The organism is Gilvibacter sp. SZ-19 (genome assembly GCF_002163875.1).
Classification (GTDB): domain Bacteria; phylum Bacteroidota; class Bacteroidia; order Flavobacteriales; family Flavobacteriaceae; genus Gilvibacter.
Window position 1 is genome coordinate 926,403 of record NZ_CP019333.1, and the last position, 21,609, is coordinate 948,011.

The following is a 21,609-nucleotide window of genomic DNA, read 5'->3' on the forward strand; positions in this document are numbered from 1 at the left end:
ACGGGGCTTGTCCGTGTCTTTACGAACGGCTATCTTTGCCCCTGTTAAAGCGCAAATTATGAGCTATAAAGAAGTTTTAGAATTGCTCCAAAGTGAGCCTTCCTTACAAGAAATTACTGTACGCGGTTGGGTGAGATCTTTCCGCTCCAATCGTTTTATTGCCTTAAACGACGGTTCTACGATCAAGAATTTGCAATGTGTGGTAGACTTTGAGAACTTCGATGAGCAATTGCTTAAACGAATCACAACAGGTGCTGCTATTGCTGTGACCGGAAACTTGGTTGCAAGCCAAGGAAGCGGCCAGGCTGTAGAAGTCGCTGTTTCTAAAGTGGAGATCTTAGGCGATGCCGATCCGGAAGAGGTTAAACTGACTGTACTCTCTCCAAAGCGTCACACCTTAGAAAAACTGCGCGAGCAGGCACACTTACGCGTGCGTACCAACACCTTTGGTGCTGTGATGCGCTTGCGTTCCAAGCTTGCCTTTGCGGTACATGAATATTTCCAAAAGAACGGATATTTCTATATGCACGCGCCTATCATTACAGGAAGCGATGCAGAAGGAGCCGGAGAAATGTTCCGCGTAACTACCCTAGATCCTCGAAATCCACCAGTTACCGAAGACGGCGCTGTAGATTATAAAGAAGACTTTTTTGGCAAGGAATCTAACCTGACTGTTAGCGGTCAGTTGGAAGCCGAAACCTATGCTATGGGCCTAAGCAAAGTGTATACGTTTGGTCCGACATTTAGAGCAGAGAATTCCAATACTTCGCGTCACTTGGCGGAGTTTTGGATGATAGAGCCGGAAGTTGCCTTTTGCGACTTAGATGGCAATATGGACTTGGCCGAAGACTTTATCAAATACGTTATCAAGTATGCCGTTGAGCATTGTCAAGACGACTTGGCTTTCTTAGAGGACAGACTCTTAAAAGAAGAAGCTAGCAAACCGGCAGACCAACGCAGTCCTATGCCGCTTCGCGAAAAATTGGACTTTGTATTGGGCAACCAATTCAAAAGGGTTAGCTACACCGAGGCTATAGATATTCTAAAGAATTCCAAGCCTAACAAAAAGAAGAAATTCCAATATCCTATTGAAGATTGGGGTGCAGACCTGCAGTCTGAGCACGAGCGCTATTTGGTAGAGAAGCACTTTAAGTGTCCGGTGATCTTATTCGATTACCCAGCCAATATCAAAGCGTTCTATATGCGCCTAAACGAAGATGAAAAGACCGTGCGCGCCATGGATGTACTTTTCCCTGGCATTGGCGAGATAGTTGGTGGATCGCAACGTGAGGAGCGTTACGATGTACTTAAAAAGAAGATCGCAGACCTCGGTATTGACGAAAAAGAACTTTGGTGGTATTTGGACCTGCGCAAGTTTGGAACTGCAGTACACTCCGGATTTGGCCTTGGTTTTGAACGCCTAGTACAATTCGTGACCGGGATGGGGAACATTAGAGATGTAATCCCTTATCCTAGAACACCAAAGAATGCCGAATTCTAAATAAAATTTCTCAAAGACTTAAAAACGATCTTAGCCAGAATTAAGATCGTTTTTTTTAACTTGTAGGTAGAAGTAGTTTTTATGTTAAAACAACAGCTCAATTTTAAACTCTCTCAAAAGTTGTCTCCGCAGCAGATACAGCTCATGAAGCTTATCCAGCTGCCAACACAGGCTTTTGAGCAACGCATTGCGCAAGAAATGCAAGAGAATCCCGCGCTAGAAGGTGGTAAAGACCGCAGCGAGGAGCGTGAAGACAATTACGAGGGAGAAGAGCAGTACGAGTCCGACGCAGACACCATAGAGACCGACATTAACATAGACGATTATTTGAGCGATGACGAGATACCTTCGTATAAGCTCTCGGCCAACAATTACAGCAGCGACGATGAGGACAAACAAGTGCCTTATGCATCTGGAACTTCTTTTACACAGTTTTTGATGACGCAGCTCAACACTTTCCGTTTAGATGAAGAGCAGGCCGAGATAGCCGAATTCTTGGTGGGGAGTGTAGACGAAAGCGGATACATTAGAAGACCCGTAGTCGATATTATGGACGATCTGGCTTTTACTCAAAACGTCTATACGACAGAAGAAAAGATAGAACAGGTCTTGGAACTTGTACAGCAATTGGATCCGGCTGGAGTGGGCGCACGCAATTTACAGGAATGTCTTTTATTACAATTAGAACGCAAGTCTCCCACAGCAGAGGTACAACTCGCCATAGACATCATAGAAGACGCCTTTGAGCTTTTTAGCAAGAAACACTACAGCAAGCTGCAGCACAAGTTCAATATCACCGAAGATGAACTTCGCGCAGCCATACACGAAATTGAGGGGCTAAACCCTAAGCCCGGTGGTACCTATGCTTCCGGCACGCGTATAGTGGAGCACGTGGTCCCAGACTTTACCATTCGTATAGTGGATGGAGAATTAGAGCTCACCTTAAACGGGAGAAACGCTCCGGAACTACACGTATCCAAGGAATACTCAGACATGCTTAAAGGCTATAAGGCCTCTAAGGAAAAGACCAAGTCGCAAAAGGATGCTGTGCTCTTTATAAAGCAGAAGTTAGATGCCGCTAAGTGGTTTATTGAGGCCATAAGACAGCGTCAACAGACGCTTTTGGTGACCATGAATGCCATTATGCATTATCAGCACGAATACTTCCTAACAGGAGACGAACGCAAGCTGCGTCCGATGATCTTAAAGGATATTGCAGACACCATTGGTATGGATGTCTCTACCGTATCTCGAGTGGCTAATAGTAAATATGTGGACACCCCATACGGAACCAAATTGATCAAAGAGTTCTTCTCAGAGTCGATGAAGAACGACCAGGGCGAGGATGTCTCAACTCGGGAGATCAAAAAGATCTTGGAGATCACCATATCCGAAGAGGACAAAAAGAAACCCCTAACAGACGATAAACTGGCTAAGATCCTTAAAGAAAAGGGGTATCCTATTGCCAGACGCACTGTAGCCAAGTACCGAGAACAATTAGACCTGCCTGTTGCGCGTTTACGCAAAGAGATCTAATGGGAATATTCTTGCGCATAGCGGCCTATTTGTTTCACCCCTTGCTTATGCCAATGCTTGGGGCTTTTGTTTATTACACTGTAACGCGCCGATTCTTTGAACCGCAGATCATTCAAACCAAGCTTGTCGCCTTGCTTATAGTCACGGTTTGTATCCCTATAGTGAGTTTTTATTTACTTCGGAATTTGGGTTGGATCTCTTCCATGCAGCTAGAAACCGTGAGAGAGCGCAAAGCGCCGCTTATGATCCAATGTGTTTTGCTGCTCATGGTGCTCAAGATGGTCTATAACCCTTACGACACTCCAGAGCTGTACTTTTTCTTTGTAGGTGTGTTGTTCTCAACGCTAGCGGCCTTTGTGTTGACGGTTCTGGAATTCAAAGCCAGCCTACATATGATGGGAGTTTCTGGTGTAACCTTTTTTGTCTTTGGACTCAGTGTGCATTTTGCTACCAATCTGTTACCGGCTTTAGGTTTGCTATTCTTTGTAAACGGTTGGGTTGCCAGCTCCAGACTGTATACGCGATCTCATACGCCTCTAGAATTGGCTGCAGGCGCATTCTTAGGCCTAATGCCCCAGTTGATCCTTTTGGGTTATTGGTTATAAGAAATAAAAGAGTATCCCGAGTTTAAGGGGTCTGAAGTTTACGGGTTCTTCTGCTAGTTTGGCTTCGCTATCAAAAAAGGCCGTGAAATTATAAGCAGCGTAAAAATTAATGGTATTGTACCCTAGTAGCAAGAAAGCTTCTGCCTGAAACGGATTGAATTGAGCTAAATTGTCAAAAGTAAAGCGCGTGCCGTCTTGCACAAAGGTAGCCCTGTTCCAATAGGCATAGCTAAATATTACTCCGGTATGTACTCGATAGAATTTGAACTCAGTGGGAGTGCTGCTTCGCCAGCGCAACTCTAAAGGAACCTCCACATGATAGACACTAAACCGATTACTTTCAAAGTTGGTTTCCTCGTCTAAGACCTGTAATACCAACTGATCATTGGCATCCTCAGCAATTGACAAAGTGTTTCCGTAACGATTAAACCCAAGGCCTGCTCCCAAACCAACGGCTAAGGTTCTCTGGGCATTGATAGGCATGTCTCGCACAAAGCCAAAACGAGCACCTCCTGAGAAGCCTCTAATCTTAACATTGGCTGGAGTATCGGTAAGCAAATTATAAGTAAGACCAAAGTAGAATTGGTCCTCCCTGTACTTTTCGTCTACAGGCACACTGTCTTTAACGGCCTCGGTTTGGCCTAGGTCTTGCCCGGAAACTCCGAGAGAGGTCAGCAGCAAGCATCCAATAAAGAGAATTCTAGCGATCATCCAATTAAATATACCTAAAAAAAAACACCTCTACGCATTGCAGAGGTGTTTTAAAGATTAACTAAAAACCTTTAGTTCATATTCTCGAAAACCTGAGCCTGGTCCACCGCTTTACGCGTGGTATAGTTGATCTTATAAGCTTCTACTTTACGCAGTTCTTGCTTAATATCACTAACCAGTCCCATATTGGTTTCACTGTCTACCTTGAGTGCTGTTGTCAAGAAAGGAATCAGTGCCTCGTTTTTCTTAGCACGCTCAGACTCTATATAGAGTTTGATATCCTTTACATCAGCAAACTTGTCTCCCAGCTGAATGCGCGCCTCTTGTCCAAAAGTGGACTGATAACGCTCACTAGGCTTTCCGGCATAGATATAAATGATACGGTCTTTCTTGTCAAGCTTCTCCAGTTGGTTTGCCGTTGGCAAATTGTTCTGGATCTTAAGCGTGTTCTGACGCATCACAGTAGCCACCATAAAAAAGAACAGTAGCATAAATACAATATCCGGTAACGAGGCCGTTGAAATTGCCGGTAGATCGCCTCCTTTTTTCTTTTTGAATTTACTCATAGTCTTGTTGAGTTTAGGGTTAAACGTCTACTTTTTTGGTTCGGCTTCGGAAAGTTTTTGTGGAAACAACAACTTTACTTGTTCTATTTGCTCTTTCAGCTTTTCCTTATCACCAGTATAGTTACTTCCGTCTTTAACGTCGATCTCCATCTGGATGAAGCTCTTGCCAAAGAGACGTTGGGCCTCACGCTCACGAAGCGCGGTGTACGCGGCTACCAACTCGTTCTGTACTGCGATATAAGCTTTATAGCTGGTAAAACGGTCATTTTGTAAGGAAATGATCGCCTTATCAGGGTTGTCAGATGATGTTGGATCTTTCTTACCGCGGCAGTAGTTACAGCCTTCTTCGCCTGTACCACCTCCGTTGTCCAAGAAAGCCATAGCGGCCTCCTTAAGGTCTTTAATATCCATGATCTCATCTTCAACCAGAAGCAAATCGTCTTTATTAATAAGAACAGTAAAAATGTTCTTTTGCTTAATAATCGGAGGGTCTTCAACGTCCTCAATAGGAGGCAATTTACGACTGATACCGCTATCTACTTCGATCGTGGTCGTAACCAGGAAGAAGATCAAAAGTAGGAAGGCGATGTCCGCCATAGACCCTGCGTTTACTTCGGGTGCAGATCTTTTTGCCATACCTTATAATTATTTAGCAATTAATTTCTTGATTCCGCTAAAGAGCATTGAACCAATGGCTACAAAGGCCAGAATGTAAAAGGTTCTAAGACCAGCTCCTACCCAACGTGAACCGCTAGCAGAAAGCACCTCACCGTCTTTCATTGGAGTCTCAACTCCTTCTGAAATTCCGTAAGAAATGGCTACAACCAAAATGAATGCTCCTATTGAAATCAGGGTCTTTTTAATATCCCCTGCAAAGATTCCTTTAACTACGTAGAATAGTACCAACACCAATACAATGGCGAGCACTACATATGCTACGAACATGAAAGGATCTACTACGCTGCCTTGTACGCCAGCGTCACTCTTGATAGCCTCGTCTCCTGTGGCAATCACGCGTCCTAATAGAATTAGGCCAACGACTCCCAGAGCTAAGGCTACGTATTTTAAAATTTTATGTAAACCCATAATTTAAATTGGTGTGATTATTACTTCTTGTTTTTGTAGTCAACTAACATATCGATAAGAGTGATCGATGCATCTTCCATGTTGTTCACGATGCTGTCGATCTTAGCGATGATGTAGTTGTAGAAGATCTGAAGGATAATCGCAACAATAAGACCAAAAACTGTGGTCAAAAGTGCTACTTTAATACCCCCTGCTACCAATGATGGGTGCATGTCTCCAGCTGCCTCGATCTTATCGAAGGCCTGAATCATACCAATTACTGTACCCATGAAACCAAGCATCGGTGCCAGTGCGATAAACAATGAAATCCAGGACACGTTCTTTTCTAGTTGTCCCATTTGAACACCTCCGTAAGCTACTACAGCTTTCTCTGCAGCGTCAATGCTTTCGTCAGCGCGGTCAAGACCTTGATAGTAGATAGATGCTACAGGTCCTTTTGTGTTACGGCATACTTCTTTAGCAGCTTCAACACCACCGCTATTTAGCGCATCTTCAACGCTTTCTGCCAACTTCTGAGTGTTGGTAGTAGAAAGGTTAAGGTAAATGATACGCTCAATGGCAATAGCCAAACCAAGGATCAAACAAAGAAGTACGATCCCCATAAAACCAGGACCTCCCTCGATGAAACGCTTTTTAAGCTCTTGGTGAAAACCGGCGCTCTCAGCTTCGTCAGCTGCTCCGGCATCTGCATCTTGAATAATGTTAGATGATACTGAGGTGATTACCTCGTGTACATTGTTGGCATTGTACGAGTTAGCTTGTGCACTAAAACTACCTACACATACCATGGCGGCAATTGCCAAAATAGAAAATAATTTTTTCATTGCTATCGACTTAAAAGTTTGTTTTTAGTTAAGGGTTTAAAGATAAAAAAATATTTATTCAAACAAAGATAAATAACATTGTAAAGCCCCTAAAAACGTGGATTTTTTTCAAAATTAACAGGCTTTTCTTAGCAGCTTCTCAGTGTAGGGTTCATTTCCCTTGAGAATTGGGAATTTTAGAAGCTTAGACAACCCCTCTAAGTATTAAGGTATTGGAATCAGTTCCAAGGCCCTCCGTCTTGCGTCACAGCAACAAAACTGGGCTTGCCTTGCTGCTGCGCTTCTCGGTCAAACCTAAAGAGCCCTTTCCAGCCGCCCAACCAAAATCGACCTTGGCTATCTTCCAAGAAACAGATGATTCCTTGTGAGATCAAGCCGTCCTGCTCATTAAAGAGTTCAAAGGTCTCTCCATCGTAACGATAAACCCCTTGATGCTCCGCAGCAAACCACAGATCACCCTGCGAGTCTTCGTAAACTGCAGAGGTCTCTACGCCTGCAACCGCGCCTTCTTTAGTAAAGTGTTTGAACGAACCATTGGCATATCGACTAATGCCGCCGTTCATGCTGCTTATCCAAATTCCACCTTGCTTGTCTTGATAAAAGCCCCCGGCCGAATTGTCTTGCAGGCCGTTCTCTTCCGTAAGGAATCTAAACGCTGAGCCGTCATAAATAGTAATGCCTTGACCGTCAAAGGCAAACCAAAAGTTACCTTCGCGGTCTTGAAAAATATCACCAACACCGTCTACAGCCAATGATGGTTTAGGGTTAGCAACTTGAGGTTTCGGAACCTCAAAATTGTGAAATGTTCCGTCCTCTAAATAGACCACTCCTTTACCCGTCCCGACCCAAAGTCGCTCCTGAGGGTCAATATACAAACCGTAAACCCCGTTGTCTGGCAAGCCGTCTGCCGTGGTGTAATTCTTAAAAGTATTGTCTTTAAAAAGCGTCAGACCGCCAGAAGTAGCTATCCAAGCATCGCCTGCAGCATCGACTAAGATCTTATTGATCCTGTTATTACCCACACCATCATCCTCATCAAAATATTGTAACACCGCTCCATCGTGACGCGCCACGCCATAGTGATTGGTGCCCATCCAAACATGGCCTTGCTTATCCACAGCTATCGAACGTATCCAATGGGCAATTTGCCCTTCGTAAAAGATCTCGACAAAATCGTCCACAGGCACGCCGTAGGGGCTTTGATTGAAAATATTGGATTGGTAGGCCGCCTGCTTCACGGGCTTTTGTTGCTGCACCTCAGTCGTCCCAGCATTTGATTCTTGCTGCCCTTTGCAAGACGCGATCGAAACCGAAATAACCAAAACGATATAAACGGCAATCTTAAATGTTTTCTTGTCCACAGAATTAAAGGTAAGTTTTTCTTGTTGATGTTGGGCGCGCCCCTGCCCTTGAGGTCAGGGTCGGGCTTTCGCTACTCGCTCTGCCTCTTGGCAGGAGCTCACACAGGACGCTCTATCCCTCGCGTGGGGGAGATCATTACATCCAAGTGAATTCGCCATTCTCTGTCATTTCATGTGTTGAGACAGGTATATTTCTTTTAGCAGCCCAAGTTTTAATTAATTCAGCGGCATCCTTTTCAGTTCTCGGACCAAGGTAAATGCGTTTCATAATTAAGCCATGATCAGTACTCCTTTGGTCTTTCGGAGCGTACAAGTATGCACGCCGTTCCTTTTCATGTTGCCAATCATTTAGCTTAGTGAAGATTTGAAGATTAACTATTTCTTCTGGGCTTTGGTCAATTGTTATCTCAGGCAACCGATCTACATAATTAATAGGCTTAGTTAGGCCATTATCGTCAGCATACGCTATCATCACACCTTTACCATCAGAACTATAATAACCAAACATTGACATATCCAGCTTTTTTTCAGAGAAACATGCAATAAAAACTTTATCACGAATCAGATCGGCATTTTTATTCTGAACATCAACCGCAGCCTGAACTCTTTCTGGGTGATTTTTAAAATTCTCAATTAAGTTTGTTTTGGTTTGTTCTAAATAATCTGGAACATTTAAAACACACCACGCCCATTGCTCCAGATCTTTACCAGAAACGCGTTCCAAATTCGCAACCTGATCAGACGATCCCAATTTTCCATCAAGAATTTCTTGAGCTCTTTGTACCGCAGTTTTTGAGAAAATGTCGAAGTACTTTTCTAGATCACCTTCTCTAGTGTATCTGAAAAACCCATCGTAAAAGTCATTCATCTTTAGGGTAGAACCATAAAAAATTGCACCATTAGCAATTTCATCTTCTAAATATGGTGTGAAAGGCCTGTAGCGGTAAACAATCATCGCTGTTCTATTTTAAAACCTAAAATGCGGGGAGCATTTCAATTTAGGGAAATTGTGGGAAATTGAAACTAGGATTAATTTGCTGCGCAATTTTATAAAAGTCAAAACCCAAAATGCTTGAGTAAGCTTAGACCTTGGATTCATTTGCTGCCGCGGCCTTCCGAAACTTCAGTGAAGGAGGCAGCAAATGATCCCGGAAGGGAAAGCTGTTCATACGTAGAAAACAAAAGGACTTAGCAAGCCTCGCTTCGCGAGACAGCTACTACCGCAGCTTGTATGTACTCACTCCAAAAAATGCTCAAGTAAGCTTGGACATAGGATTGATTTGCTGCGCAAATCATCCCGGATGGGAGAGCTGTTCATAAGTAGAAAACAAAAGGACTTAGCAAGCCTCGCTTCGCGAGACAGCTGCTACCGCAGCTTGTATGTACTCACTCCAAAAAATGCTCAAGTAAGCTTGGACAAAGGATTGATTTGCTGCGCAAATCATCCCGGATGGGAGAGCTGTTCATAAGTAGAAAACAAAAGGACTTAGCAAGCCTCGCTAAACTCCTTCGTCGAGACTTCGGAGTTCGAGGCGCGAGACAGCTGCTACCGCAGCTTGTATGTACTCACTCCAAAAAATGCTCAAGCAAGCTTGGACATAGGATTGATTTGCTGCGCAAATCATCCCGTAGGGAGAGCTGTTCATAAGTAGAAAACTGACAATACTTGGCAAGCCTCGCTTCGCGAGACAGCTGCTACCGCAGCTTGTATGTACTAACTCCAAAAAATGCTCAAGCGAGCTTGGACATTTTTTGTCATTCGCACATACTGGCCTGCCGTAAAGTGTAAACCCGGACCGATGAGCTTGCTCAAGGATCCGGGTTTTCTACTTTATGGCAGAGAGGAAGGGATTCGAACCCTCGATACGCTTTTGGCGTATACACACTTTCCAGGCGTGCGCCTTCGACCACTCGGCCACCTCTCTATTTTCGTGAAGTGATCTACGATCTACTTCAGGCTTGATGTCGACCCAAATGCTTTAGATCGGACGGCAAAAATATTAAAATTCTGTGGTTCTACGAATTATTTTAAGGCCTAGAATTCGTCCATTTCGCCGCAGATCGGCGTCTCGAATCTAGATTTGAGTTCTTCTCTTGGCACGCAGGCTCCCAAAAGATACATCAGCTTAGCCAAAGCGGCCTCGGTAGTGATGTCTCCGCCAGAGATCACTCCTGCATTCCTGAGTCCTACAGAAGTTGCATATTGCCCCATGGCAACACTTCCGCCAGAACATTGCGTCACATTCACCACAGGGATCCCTTGGGCAATTAATTGCTTTATGCTATCCAACAGCCAGGGAGCTGTCGGGGCGTTTCCAGCGCCAAAGGTCTCTATAATGACTCCCTTTAGACCAGCAGCAGCCGTCATGGCCTCGAATACCTCCGCAGTTAAACCCGGAAACAATTTTATCAATGCAATCTGCTGCTCAAGAGCCGTGCAAACTTCTAGTGTTGCGCTACTATCATACGGCAACAAAGCTGCATCATTGAATTCTAAATGCACTCCACTCTCTACCAGAGACGGATAGTTCAAAGAAGCAAAAGCCTCAAAATGCTCGGCATTGATCTTGGTAGATCTATTGGCCCGCAATAGCTTATACTCAAAATACAGGCCAACCTCGCATACCCGCGGGCGACCTTCCTTTTGCGCCGAGGCGATCTCTATAGAAGTGATCAAATTCTCTTTGGCATCTGTTCGCAGATCTCCAACCGGCAATTGCGAGCCGGTGAGTATGATAGGTTTGTTTAGCCCTTGCAACATAAAGCTCAAGGCAGAACCCGTATAGGCCATAGTATCGCTACCGTGCAAGACAACAAAGCCGTCGTAATTGTCATAATGCCCGGCTATGATCTGCGCCAAGGTCAGCCAATGCTCCGGATTCATATTGGAACTGTCTATGGGCTCGCTGGTGCTTACAGTTTCTATTTCACAAGAAAGCAACTGGAGTTCTGGAATGTGATCCAAGAGGGCGTCAAAATCGAAATTGGACAAGGCGCCAGATTCAAAATCCCGCATCATTCCAATGGTTCCCCCGGTATAGATCAGTAATATTTTTGGTGTTGCGCTCACAGGATAAACTTACGAATTCTCAAACAGCCTTTTGGCATTGGCCGTGGTTTGCGTTGCGATCTCTTGTTCACTCACCCCATAAATGTCTGCTAACTTTGCACTGACCAAACGCAAATAAGAACTCTCATTGCGCTTCCCTCGGTGAGGAACTGGTGCTAAATATGGCGAATCGGTCTCCAATACTAAATGTTCCAAAGGAATCTCAGCCAAGAACTTGTCTATCTTGCCATTCTTAAAGGTAGCCACCCCGCCTATTCCAAGCAACATACCAAAACCTATGGCACGATGTGCCTGTTCTAGCGTCCCTGTAAAACAGTGGAAAATTCCTCGTAAACGGTCGTGCTTCTCTTCTTCTAATACCGCAAAGATCTCATCGAAAGATTCGCGACAATGGATCACAATTGGTAGATCCAACTTCTTGGCCAATTGAATTTGAGCTTTAAATGCCTCGATCTGTATGTCTAGCGTTGATTTGTCCCAATAAAGATCTATCCCGATCTCCCCCACTGCAGCAAAACTTCGCTTTTCAAATTGCTCGTATACATGCTGGAGCTCTTCCTGGTAATTCTCTTTAACCGAGGTGGGATGCAAACCCATCATTAAGCGGATTTTTCCTGGAAATTCTGCCTCCAATTCGTACATCCGCTGGGTGTAGGTACTGTCTATTGCAGGAATGTAGAATTCCGTGATACCAGCAGCTGTTGCGCGGGCTACCATAGCTGCACGATCATCGTCAAAATGGGCTACATAGAGGTGGGTATGAGTATCTATAAATTGCATTGGCTGCAAAGCTAGTCCTTTTTATTGAGCTATCTTAGCTCAAAATTTGAGATTTGAGCAGCCTGAGAAGCTTATTGGAAGATGCAGATTTTACCCGCCTCTCTTTAAAGAAAACCCTGACTTTACATTACAAAGTACTCGCTAAGATCAACGGATGTACCTGTTGGTTAATAGTAGACACAGGGGCTTCGACCTCTTGTATAAACTTAGACGAAGCCGAGAATTTAAAGATGCAGTTCTCTGAGAGTGAGATCAAGGCCACAGGTGCCGGGGCCTCAGACCTACAAACACAGATCAGCGAAGGGAACGCGCTTAAACTAGGAGCTTGGAAACGCACAAATATGTCCTTTATAGTGATGGACCTCTCTCATGTCAATGCCGGATTAGCACAGGCAGGAGAAGATCCGATTATTGGAATTCTCGGAGCTGATGTTTTAAAACAAGCCCGAGCTGTTATAGACTACGGCCGCAATTGTATGTATTTTAAAATGTAGCTAGAAATTTTTACATTGAAGACCTTGACAACCAATTAATTCCCCGGCTGATGAAAAGCCTAAGCCTAACCATCTTACTGCTGTGCTGCACAACGCTACTTGCTCAAAACGCATGGGATCCGTATATGCAGGCTTATGCATCTGCCCAAACCGATCAAGAAAAACTTACTGCTTTAGACTCTATACTTGCACTGAGCTACAGAAGAGACAATAAGGTTTTTATTGACCACAGTATAATCTTTATCGACCTAGCGGAGAAACAGCAAGATTATGTCGGTATGGCCAAAAAGGCCATGAATATCTCTTATCCACTAAATGTGACCAACCGACCAGACGAAGCAGTAAGGATTATAAACCGTGTGTTACCCTATAAAGACCAAATAGACGACACCTTCTTGGTTGGAGGATTGTATCTAAAACGCGGAGGGGCTCATTTTAGGATCGATCAGAAAAAGGCCGTAGAAGATTACACCATGGCCATAGAACACTATAGCGGTAAAGACTCCCTATATGTTGCCGATGCCTATTTATTCCGAGGGCAGGCCAATACCAATCTCGGCAATTTCATCGATGCCTCCGCAGATTACGACACCGCTTCACGCTATTTTGAGAATCTGGGAGATTACCAATACATGCTCTTTGCTAAGCAGGGCAATATCACCATGTTTAGTATGCACGGCTTTTTAGAGACCGCTCAATTGGAAAGAGCAGAACTTATTGGACAGATAAAAGAACTCGGGCTTTACGAACACTTGAGTTCAGAATACTACAACCAAGCTGTGGACGACCGCAAGATCGGAGACTTTGTGAGTGCCCAAAATCAACTCTTAGAAGCTGTTAAATATTTAGATAGCTCTAGGAATAAGATCAGCAACTTCTTTGCCGTTCACGGTTTATTGGCTACCCAGTATGCCGAGCGGAATCAAATGGAAAAAGCCGATTACCATTTGGGCTTATTAGAGGAGCTCAGAGAAAAGAACTCTACAGACCTGATCACGGAATCGCATTACCACGCAACCAAAACCACTATTCTCAAAAGAAAAGGCTTGCTCAATGAGGCCTTAGAATTTGCTAAAATGCGACTGGCCGATGCCGAAACCTTGGGCAATCAAGAACAGATTGTCAATGCGCTGCGCGATATGTATGAGATCACTGCTGCCATGGGTAATTCCAAACTCGGCTTGGAATACCACAAGCGCTACACGGCTAAAAAAGACTCGCTTTTTGACAGTCAAAAAACCAATTTATTGCTCTACTACCAAGGCTTGTATGAATCCGAAAAAAAGGAACGCGAGATCCAAGCTCAAACGGCCAATATCGGCCTGTTGGAAAAAGACAATTTGGCCTTTAAGCGTTGGTTATTGTTTACCGGTATTGCGGGAGTACTGGTAACCGGGATCGTCTATTTAGTATTTATGCAGCGAGGCCTAAAGGAAAAGCAGGCGCTACAACAAAAATTTGCCCAAAAACTATTGCTTTCGCAAGAACAAGAGCGCAAGAGAATCTCTAAAGACCTACACGATGGCTTAGGGCAACATCTGTTGCTTATTAAGAACAGTCTAACCATGTCCGGAGACGAGGAGAACAAAGAAAAGGTAAGAGAGGCTATAGACGAGGTAAGAGCCATATCTCAGGCCTTGCATCCCTTTCAATTGCAGGAACTGGGGCTCACCAGAGCCATTGAGAACATGGTGGTACAAATAGATCGAAACAGTGCTTTGTTTATTACTGCGGATATTGAGAACGTAGACTCCTTATTTAGTAAAGAAGAAGCCTTAAACATATATCGCATCATTCAAGAGAGTTTTAATAATGTATTGAAACACTCCGGAGCAGAGGCGACTAAGATCCAGATCAAAAAGCTGGGATCCGAAGTAAAGATCAGCATACAAGACAACGGTAAGGGTTTCAATGTGCCCGAAAAGCTAAAAGACGTTAGATGTATTGGTCTTAAAACACTCAAAGAGCGCGTTAGATCGCTAAATGGTGTACTTAAAATTAACAGTCGGGCCGATCAAGGCACAGAACTAAACCTTACAATTCCTGTATAACTCATGAGCAAGTCGTTGAGAATATTCATTGCAGATGATCATCCTTTAATTCTTAAAGGACTGAGTGATTATTTAAAGGAGCGCGACTACAATATTGTTGGTAGCGCTGGCGATGGACAATTAGCTTGCCAAATGATCTTGAATTGTGAGCCAGACGTAGCGATCTTAGACATTGAGATGCCCGGAATGACAGGTTTGGAAATTGCCAAGGCCTGCGAAAAGAACGGGCTCAAGACCAAGGTCGTTATTATAACCCTGCACAAGGAACCAGAACTGTTTAGAAATGCTAAGAACCTGAACATCTTTGGTTACATACTCAAGGAACTGGCCTTAGAAGAGATCGAGATCTGTCTTAGCAATATTGGGGAAGATCAGCCGTATTTCTCACCTACCATTACGCGACTTTTGGAACAATCTCAAGATTGCACACTATTGGACGATCTCACACCATCTGAGGTAAAGATACTCCGGCTTATTGCTCGCGATATGACCAATAAAGAGATCGCGCATCAGCTGTATATATCTCCGCGAACGGTAGAAAAGCACAGGTCTAATATGATCTCCAAACTCAATCTGGAACCCAAGACCAACAGCCTGCTCCTTTGGGCAAAAAAACATCAGATCTTTTTAGAATAAAGCCGAGGGGAAAAACCCTCAAATAAGCTATGCTGGGTAAAATACGTATTTATACGTATTGGCTAAGGATCGCATTTTGCCGATCTTTGAGTTATCAAAAATTATTGCTTTGAAATTGCAGAAAACGAAAATGGAAGACAGCTTATCTTATAGAAAATATAAAACCCTAATGGTGGTGATCTTATCGATCTCCTCCGTAGTACTACTCCTTAACATTCTAACGCTAATCAATTAGTCTTAGCCAACAAAAAACCCTCCGAGCGGAGGGTTTTTTTATACTAGTACTTTACTATTCTCACCGAAGAGCTAGCTGCATCGCCCAATATTCGAGCAATATAAACCCCGGACTTAAATCTGCTTAAATCGAGCCAGTAGCTCATGGCCTCAGGAGCCGCCTCAAAGACCTTTTGTCCCATTAAATTGTATACTTCTAAGGAGTTGATCACCTCCCCACATTCTATCTTAGTAATAGCAGCACTTGGGTTCGGTATGGCTGTTACTTTTATAACACTACCAGGTTCATCCACACTCAAACTGCTATCGCCAAATACGATATTGTCAAAGTAAATGACATTCTCAGTGCTTCGGGTTTGAAAGTCTGGAAAAACGATCAGCTGATCAATTCCAGTAGACGACGGTGCATCAATGACTCCTGTAAAATCAAAGACAAGACGTTCCCATTGGTTAACCACCGAATTGGCGATCTTGATCTCGCCGGTCGAAGCTCCCTCTGGTGTGGCAAACTTAATACCCACATCGCTTATCACGGTTTTGTAAACCATAATGGAGACAAAAGCATTCTCTGGACTCAAGGTAAAAGTGCCTATATCTGATCCGTGCATGGTTTCGCAACCTGCAAAGGGCGCCCCAGTTACGCGAGCGGTAAACTTGGCAACGGTTTGGGAGGTGTTAATCCCTTCAATAAATGGGTTTACCACTATTTCTAAAGGAGGATTATCGTCGTTCTCAAAGACTGTCCAAGTCCAATCTCCACCCACGCCAGTGGCTGGTTCAAAATCTATAGGGTTGATCTGTGCTAGGCTAGCAGCAGAAAATAATAAGGTGTAAAAAAGTGTAGTTAATCTCATGTTATTTAATTCTACAGTCAATGTACAACTCTCCTATTGAGTTATACCGCCATTTCATACATACAAACTGTACAAGAAAATCAGAACTGTATTAATAACCTATATAATTGATTATCAGAATTTAAGATCTATTACAAAAGAACCTTTGTTGTGGCGTTGTATAGTTAAACGTTGTGGCAGGGCATAAAAAAAGGCCCATACTGGGCCTTTCAATTCTTTAAATAACTGCTAATTAGAGCTCTAAAGCTTTTTTCGGATTGCCGTCCATGAGTAATTCGGTCGGGTTCTCCAATGCTTCTTTTACAGCTACCAAGAAACCAACTGATTCACGGCCGTCAATAATGCGGTGATCGTAAGATAAGGCCACATACATAATTGGTCTGATCTCTACTTTCCCGTCTACAGCAACCGGACGCTCCACAATATTGTGCATCCCTAAGATTCCGCTTTGCGGTGGGTTGATGATCGGTGTAGAAAGCATACTTCCAAAAACACCTCCATTAGAAATGGTAAAGGTACCTCCAGTCATTTCGTCTACAGTGATCTCACCATCACGCGCGCGAATAGCTAGACGCTTTACCTCAGCCTCAACACCTCTAAAACTCAGATTCTCTGCATTTCTAATAACAGGAACCATTAGGCCTTTAGGGCCAGAAACCGCAATAGAGATATCTTTAAAGTCATAGGTGATCTTGTAGTCACCGTCTATCATTGAATTCACATCCGGATACAATTCCAAAGCGCGAACAACGGCTAGGGTGAAAAACGACATAAACCCTAAACTCACTCCGTGCTTAGCTTTAAAAGTTTCCTTGTATTCTTTGCGCAAGGCGAAGATCGGAGACATGTCCACTTCGTTAAAGGTGGTTAGCATAGCTGTCTCGTTCTTGGCAGAAACCAAACGTTCGGCCACGCGTCTACGAAGCATGGATAGCTTTTTGCGCTCGCTGCCTCGAGACCCTTGCCCTGGCGATCCCATAGATGGTTTCGCGTTGACAGCATCGTCCTTGGTTATACGTCCGTCGCGACCAGTTCCTTTTACATCTTTGGCATCGATACCTTTTTCATCGAGTATCTTTTTTGCCGCTGGCGATGGAGTTCCGGTAGCGTAGGTTTTACTCTCGCTAGAAGTTTCCTTTTTCGCCTCTTTCTTTTCTTGTTTTGGAGCCTCTTCTTTCTTGGCATCAGCATCCGAACTGCCAGCACCTTCTGGCTTATCAGCTTCGGTGTCGATAAGGCAAACCACCTCACCTACCTGTACTGCGTCTCCTTCTTCGGCTTTCAGGGTAATGATTCCACTGGCTTCTGCCGGAAGTTCCAAAGTGGCTTTATCACTATCTACTTCTGCGATAGCCTGATCTTTCTCTACCCAATCTCCGGTTTCTACCAACCATTGAGCGATTTCTACTTCTGTGATCGATTCCCCCGGTGAGGGTACTTTCATTTCTAACATTCTGGTCGTTTTTTCCTTGTTAGTAATTTATGATTCTGGCGTTTCGAAAACCGATTCGATAACGCGTTTGTGTCTTGCTTTAGATCGGGTACTGCTTCCTGCTGCAGGCGCGCTATAAACGTGACGCGATGCAACACGGAGTTTTACCAGATCAAAATTCATAAGCATAAAGCCCCAAGCTCCCATATTTCTAGGCTCTTCTTGTGCCCAGACATAATCGGTAACATTAGGGTAGCTGTCTATGATCTCTTTAAGTTCTTCTGTAGGCAATGGGAACAACTGCTCAAGTCTAACCAAAGCCACATCGTCTCTGCCTTGCTCTTCACGGTATTCGTCCAGATCATAATAGAATTTTCCGGTACAGAACACCAACGATTTGATCTTCTTCTTATCGGCCTGCGGATCGTCTATCACGGTTTGGAAACTACCTGTTGCCAATTCTTCTTTAGTAGAAACTACTTTAGGATGACGCAACAGACTCTTTGGGGTGAAAACAATTAGTGGTTTTCTAAAATTCCACTTCATATGACGTCTCAACAGGTGGAAGAGGTTCGCCGGAGTAGTTACATCGGCAACGATCATATTCTGACGCGAACAAAGCTGCAGATAACGTTCCATACGAGCACTACTGTGCTCAGATCCTTGGCCTTCGTAACCGTGAGGCAACAACATCACCAAGCCGTTCTGAGTTTTCCACTTCGCCTCCGCAGCAGAGATGTACTGATCTAACATGATCTGGGCGCCGTTGGAGAAATCTCCAAATTGAGCTTCCCAAATAGTAAGGGTTCGCGGCGCTGCCATAGCATAACCATAATCAAACCCAACAACGCCATATTCAGACAGCAAGGAATTGTAGATATACATCTTCCCTTCTGTATCCAGATCGTTGTGCAAGTTGATCTCTTCCGCATCGTCTTCGGTCTTGATCACTGCGTGACGGTGCGAGAATGTTCCACGCTCTACATCTTGTCCAGTAATACGAACGTTGAAGCCTTCGTGCATCAGTGTAGCGTAGGCCAATAGTTCTCCCATGGCCCAATCCAAGTTATCGCCTTCAAAGTATCGCTTTTTGCGATCCTCTACGATACGCTGGATCTTGCGCATGAATTTCTTGTCTTCCGGTAATTGCGAGATTCCCGTTGCCAGGCTGTCTAAGATCTCTTGGTTAAAACTGGTGTTTACCGGTCGCTTTATATCGTCTATATCTCCTAGGATATAATCTTCCCAGTCATCTGCAAGTATCTCGGTGATCACGGTCTTCTCGCGTTTACGTGAAGCCTCTAGATCTTCTTCGAGCTCGCTTTTATAGTCGCTTTCTAATTTTTTAACGTAATCCTCATCTATCACACCTTCATTAATTAGGCGTTCGGCATAGATATCTCTCGGATTCTTGTGTTTGGAGATGGCCTTGTACAATTTAGGCTGAGTGAATCTAGGTTCATCACCTTCGTTATGGCCGTACTTACGGTAACCCAGAACATCTAAGAACACATCGCGTCCAAACTGCATGCGATACTCCAAAGCAAAGGTAAAGGCATGTGCTACAGCTTCCACATCGTCTGCATTGACGTGTAGTACGGGAGAAAGTGTCACTTTCCCAACATCGGTACAATAGGTAGAAGAACGCGCATCCAAATAGTTGGTAGTAAACCCAACCTGGTTGTTAGCCACAATATGTATGGTCCCTCCGGTGCGGTAACCGTCCAACTGAGCCATTTGAATAACTTCGTACACTACTCCCTGACCAGCAATTGCAGCGTCTCCGTGAATAAGAATAGGCAAAATAGCCTTTTCATTGCCGTCCAGTTGATTGTCAAGCTTGGCACGAGCAATCCCTTCCACTACAGCATTCACTGTTTCCAGGTGAGACGGGTTTGGCGCTAGATCCATGCGGATCTGCTTGCCTTGATCTGTGGAACGGAAACTGGTCCATCCCATATGGTATTTTACATCTCCGTCAAAGAGTTCTTCTTCGTCGTATTCCTTGCTATCAAACTCACTGAAGATATCCTCTGGAGACTTGCCGAATATATTGGCCAATACGTTTAGGCGGCCACGGTGTGCCATTCCAACGACAAATTGTTCTATTCCCATATCGGCACCACGCTCAATAAGCGTATCCAACCCTGGGATCAAGGCATCTACACCTTCTACTGAGAATCGCTTCTGCCCCACGTATTTGGAGTGCAAGAAAGATTCAAAGGAGATAGCCTCGTTTAATTTTTTAAGCAGATGTTTCTTTTCTTCTGCGGAGAATTTTGGGTGATTGTCGTTGTTGTTCAGCCAATTCTGGATCCATTTTACCTCTTCGGGCTTGCGGATATACATATACTCCACCCCAATGGAATCGCAATAAATAGCCTCTAAGTGAGCAATGATCTGACGCAAGGTGGTCTTACCAAGTCCTAGAATAGAACCGGCTTCGAACTCTGTATCCATATCCTCATCGGATAGATCAAAATTAGACAGCTCTAGGGTTGGACTGTATTTGCGACGTTCGCGCACAGGGTTCGTACGTGTGAACAAGTGTCCACGGCCGCGATAACCATCTATCAGATTAACCACACGGAACTCTTTGATCAGTTCGCCCGGAACAGCTTCAATTCCTAGTGCTTCCAGAGAGCCACTTTCTATTCCAAAATCAAAACCTTGGAAAAAGGCGCGCCAGCTGGGTTCTACACTGTCAGGAAATTGTAAATACTGATCGTAAAGCGATGCCAGATAAGAGGTGTGGACTGCGTTTAGAAAAGAGTATTTGTCCATAGTTTGGAGACTACATCAGAATTGCTTCTACAGAAGTACAAAAGTACAACAAATCCATTAATACAAAGGTATCTTCTGTCTGTGAATTAATTGAGCTTTCGCATAAAAATTAGACCGATCGTTTCATGAGCATGGCACCAAACTGTCGCAAGGCTTCTTTTTTGTCGTCAGCGAGCTTGATACGTTCTAGTTCGCTATTGGCCAATTCGGTATAACGGGCAATCTCTTCTTTTATAGCGCTTGCCGCTCCCGTGGCCTCAAAAAGGTCTTTTACCGCTGCCACCTTTTTATGGTCCTCCATGTCGGTAAGGCTGAAGTAATGGGTCAGTTCTTTGTGTTCCTGCGGATTCGCACTGGCCATGGCCTGAATATATAAAAAGGTCTTTTTATTGGACAAGATATCACCGCCTACTTGCTTGCCAAAGGTCTCCGGATCGCCAAAGGCGTCTAGATAATCATCTTGCAATTGGAATGCGATACCCAGGTTCTTCCCAAACTGATATATGGATTCACAACAGGAATCAGAAGCTTTTGCAACCTGAGCCCCCATTTTCATGGCAGCACCCAAGAGCACAGCCGTTTTGAATTCGATCATCTTTATATACTCCTCCAAACGAACATCAGTACGGGTCTCAAAATCGATATCGTATTGTTGTCCTTCGCAAACCTCTAAGGCCGTTTGACTGAATAGCTTGGCCAATTCCCTGAATACTTCTGGCGGATAATTCTCAAAGTAGCGATAGGCCAAGATCAGCATAGCATCACCCGAAAGAATTCCCGTATTGAGATCCCACTTAGTGTGCACTGTAGCCTTGCCTCGGCGAAGTGGCGCCTGATCCATGATGTCGTCATGGACCAAAGAGAAGTTGTGAAATACCTCTATGGCAACCGCGGCGTTCATGGCCTCTTCAAAAGGACGACCAAAGAAATCACAACTCACCAAGGTGAGCAGTGGTCTCAGGCGTTTGCCACCTAAAGTCAAAATATAACGAACCGGGTCGTAAAGATTATCGGGTTGTCTGTCTTTAGCAACAGCTTCGAGGTGCTGCATAAATGCATTGCGGTAGTGATCCAAAGAAATCAT

19 protein-coding genes and 1 tRNA gene are annotated in these 21,609 nt (G+C 44.2%); 6 read left to right on the forward strand and 14 right to left on the reverse strand.

The window, feature by feature from the left end; all coding sequences use genetic code 11:
- The first annotated feature begins 58 nt into the window (after positions 1-58).
- From asnS to BTO09_RS04220, 3 genes are all read left to right on the forward strand, one after another.
- On the forward strand, positions 59-1,501 hold the full coding sequence (asnS, locus tag BTO09_RS04210) for an asparagine--tRNA ligase (protein ID WP_087523511.1): 1,443 nt from the start codon (positions 59-61) through the stop codon (positions 1,499-1,501).
- Positions 1,502-1,582: 81 nt separating this feature from the next.
- Positions 1,583-3,037 (forward strand): RNA polymerase factor sigma-54, encoded by a 1,455-nt coding sequence (rpoN, locus tag BTO09_RS04215; protein ID WP_087523513.1) that lies wholly within the window; start codon positions 1,583-1,585, stop codon positions 3,035-3,037.
- Positions 3,037-3,642 (forward strand): hypothetical protein, encoded by a 606-nt coding sequence (locus tag BTO09_RS04220; protein ID WP_087523515.1) that lies wholly within the window; start codon positions 3,037-3,039, stop codon positions 3,640-3,642. Before rpoN ends, BTO09_RS04220 begins: the two co-directional genes overlap by 1 nt.
- On the opposite strand, the gene BTO09_RS04225 is transcribed toward BTO09_RS04220, so the two are convergent.
- The 10 genes from BTO09_RS04225 to BTO09_RS04270 form a co-directional block, all read right to left on the reverse strand.
- On the reverse strand, positions 3,637-4,353 hold the full coding sequence (locus BTO09_RS04225; RefSeq protein ID WP_087523517.1) for an outer membrane beta-barrel protein: 717 nt from the start codon (positions 4,351-4,353) through the stop codon (positions 3,637-3,639). The genes BTO09_RS04220 and BTO09_RS04225 overlap by 6 nt on opposite strands.
- 71 nt (positions 4,354-4,424) lie before the next feature.
- Positions 4,425-4,919: a biopolymer transporter ExbD gene (locus BTO09_RS04230; RefSeq protein WP_087523519.1), complete on the reverse strand. Its 495-nt coding sequence runs from the start codon at positions 4,917-4,919 to the stop codon at positions 4,425-4,427.
- A gap of 27 nt (positions 4,920-4,946) precedes the next feature.
- Positions 4,947-5,555, reverse strand: coding sequence for a biopolymer transporter ExbD (locus tag BTO09_RS04235; RefSeq protein ID WP_087523520.1), 609 nt, complete (start codon positions 5,553-5,555; stop codon positions 4,947-4,949).
- A 9-nt stretch (positions 5,556-5,564) separates the two neighbouring features.
- A complete protein-coding gene (locus tag BTO09_RS04240; RefSeq protein ID WP_087523523.1) occupies positions 5,565-6,005 on the reverse strand; it encodes a hypothetical protein in 441 nt (146 codons plus the stop codon).
- Between the two features lie 20 nt (positions 6,006-6,025).
- Positions 6,026-6,829, reverse strand: coding sequence for a MotA/TolQ/ExbB proton channel family protein (locus BTO09_RS04245; RefSeq protein ID WP_087523525.1), 804 nt, complete (start codon positions 6,827-6,829; stop codon positions 6,026-6,028).
- A gap of 218 nt (positions 6,830-7,047) precedes the next feature.
- On the reverse strand, positions 7,048-8,190 hold the full coding sequence (locus BTO09_RS04250) for a two-component regulator propeller domain-containing protein (RefSeq protein ID WP_087523527.1): 1,143 nt from the start codon (positions 8,188-8,190) through the stop codon (positions 7,048-7,050).
- A gap of 136 nt (positions 8,191-8,326) precedes the next feature.
- On the reverse strand, positions 8,327-9,145 hold the full coding sequence (locus BTO09_RS04255; protein ID WP_087523530.1) for a hypothetical protein: 819 nt from the start codon (positions 9,143-9,145) through the stop codon (positions 8,327-8,329).
- Positions 9,146-10,024: 879 nt separating this feature from the next.
- A tRNA-Ser gene (locus tag BTO09_RS04260) sits at positions 10,025-10,115 on the reverse strand.
- A 110-nt stretch (positions 10,116-10,225) separates the two neighbouring features.
- Complete coding sequence (locus BTO09_RS04265) at positions 10,226-11,260, reverse strand: asparaginase (protein WP_087523531.1); 1,035 nt, start codon at positions 11,258-11,260, stop codon at positions 10,226-10,228.
- A gap of 9 nt (positions 11,261-11,269) precedes the next feature.
- Positions 11,270-12,040, reverse strand: a complete 771-nt coding sequence (locus tag BTO09_RS04270) for a TatD family hydrolase (RefSeq protein ID WP_087523534.1) — start codon at positions 12,038-12,040, stop codon at positions 11,270-11,272.
- A gap of 53 nt (positions 12,041-12,093) precedes the next feature.
- Here BTO09_RS04270 and BTO09_RS04275 point away from each other — a divergent pair, with 53 nt between their 5' ends.
- Genes BTO09_RS04275 through BTO09_RS04285 form a run of 3 tightly spaced genes read left to right on the forward strand, consistent with a single transcriptional unit; the run spans position 12,094 to position 15,221 of the window.
- Positions 12,094-12,534, forward strand: a complete 441-nt coding sequence (locus tag BTO09_RS04275; RefSeq protein WP_232454994.1) for a TIGR02281 family clan AA aspartic protease — start codon at positions 12,094-12,096, stop codon at positions 12,532-12,534.
- 50 nt (positions 12,535-12,584) lie between these two features.
- Positions 12,585-14,585 (forward strand): ATP-binding protein, encoded by a 2,001-nt coding sequence (locus BTO09_RS04280; protein WP_087523535.1) that lies wholly within the window; start codon positions 12,585-12,587, stop codon positions 14,583-14,585.
- A 3-nt stretch (positions 14,586-14,588) separates the two neighbouring features.
- A complete protein-coding gene (locus BTO09_RS04285; RefSeq protein WP_087523537.1) occupies positions 14,589-15,221 on the forward strand; it encodes a response regulator transcription factor in 633 nt (210 codons plus the stop codon).
- Positions 15,222-15,499: 278 nt separating this feature from the next.
- Here the strand turns inward: BTO09_RS04285 and BTO09_RS04290 are convergent, their stop codons facing one another.
- From BTO09_RS04290 to BTO09_RS04305, 4 genes are all read right to left on the reverse strand, one after another.
- On the reverse strand, positions 15,500-16,309 hold the full coding sequence (locus BTO09_RS04290) for a T9SS type A sorting domain-containing protein (protein WP_087523540.1): 810 nt from the start codon (positions 16,307-16,309) through the stop codon (positions 15,500-15,502).
- 232 nt (positions 16,310-16,541) lie between these two features.
- Positions 16,542-17,762, reverse strand: a complete 1,221-nt coding sequence (odhB, locus tag BTO09_RS04295; RefSeq protein WP_087523542.1) for a 2-oxoglutarate dehydrogenase complex dihydrolipoyllysine-residue succinyltransferase — start codon at positions 17,760-17,762, stop codon at positions 16,542-16,544.
- Positions 17,763-17,789: 27 nt separating this feature from the next.
- Positions 17,790-20,525, reverse strand: coding sequence for a 2-oxoglutarate dehydrogenase E1 component (locus tag BTO09_RS04300; RefSeq protein ID WP_087523543.1), 2,736 nt, complete (start codon positions 20,523-20,525; stop codon positions 17,790-17,792).
- Positions 20,526-20,634: 109 nt separating this feature from the next.
- On the reverse strand, positions 20,635-21,609 hold the full coding sequence (locus BTO09_RS04305; protein ID WP_087523545.1) for a polyprenyl synthetase family protein: 975 nt from the start codon (positions 21,607-21,609) through the stop codon (positions 20,635-20,637).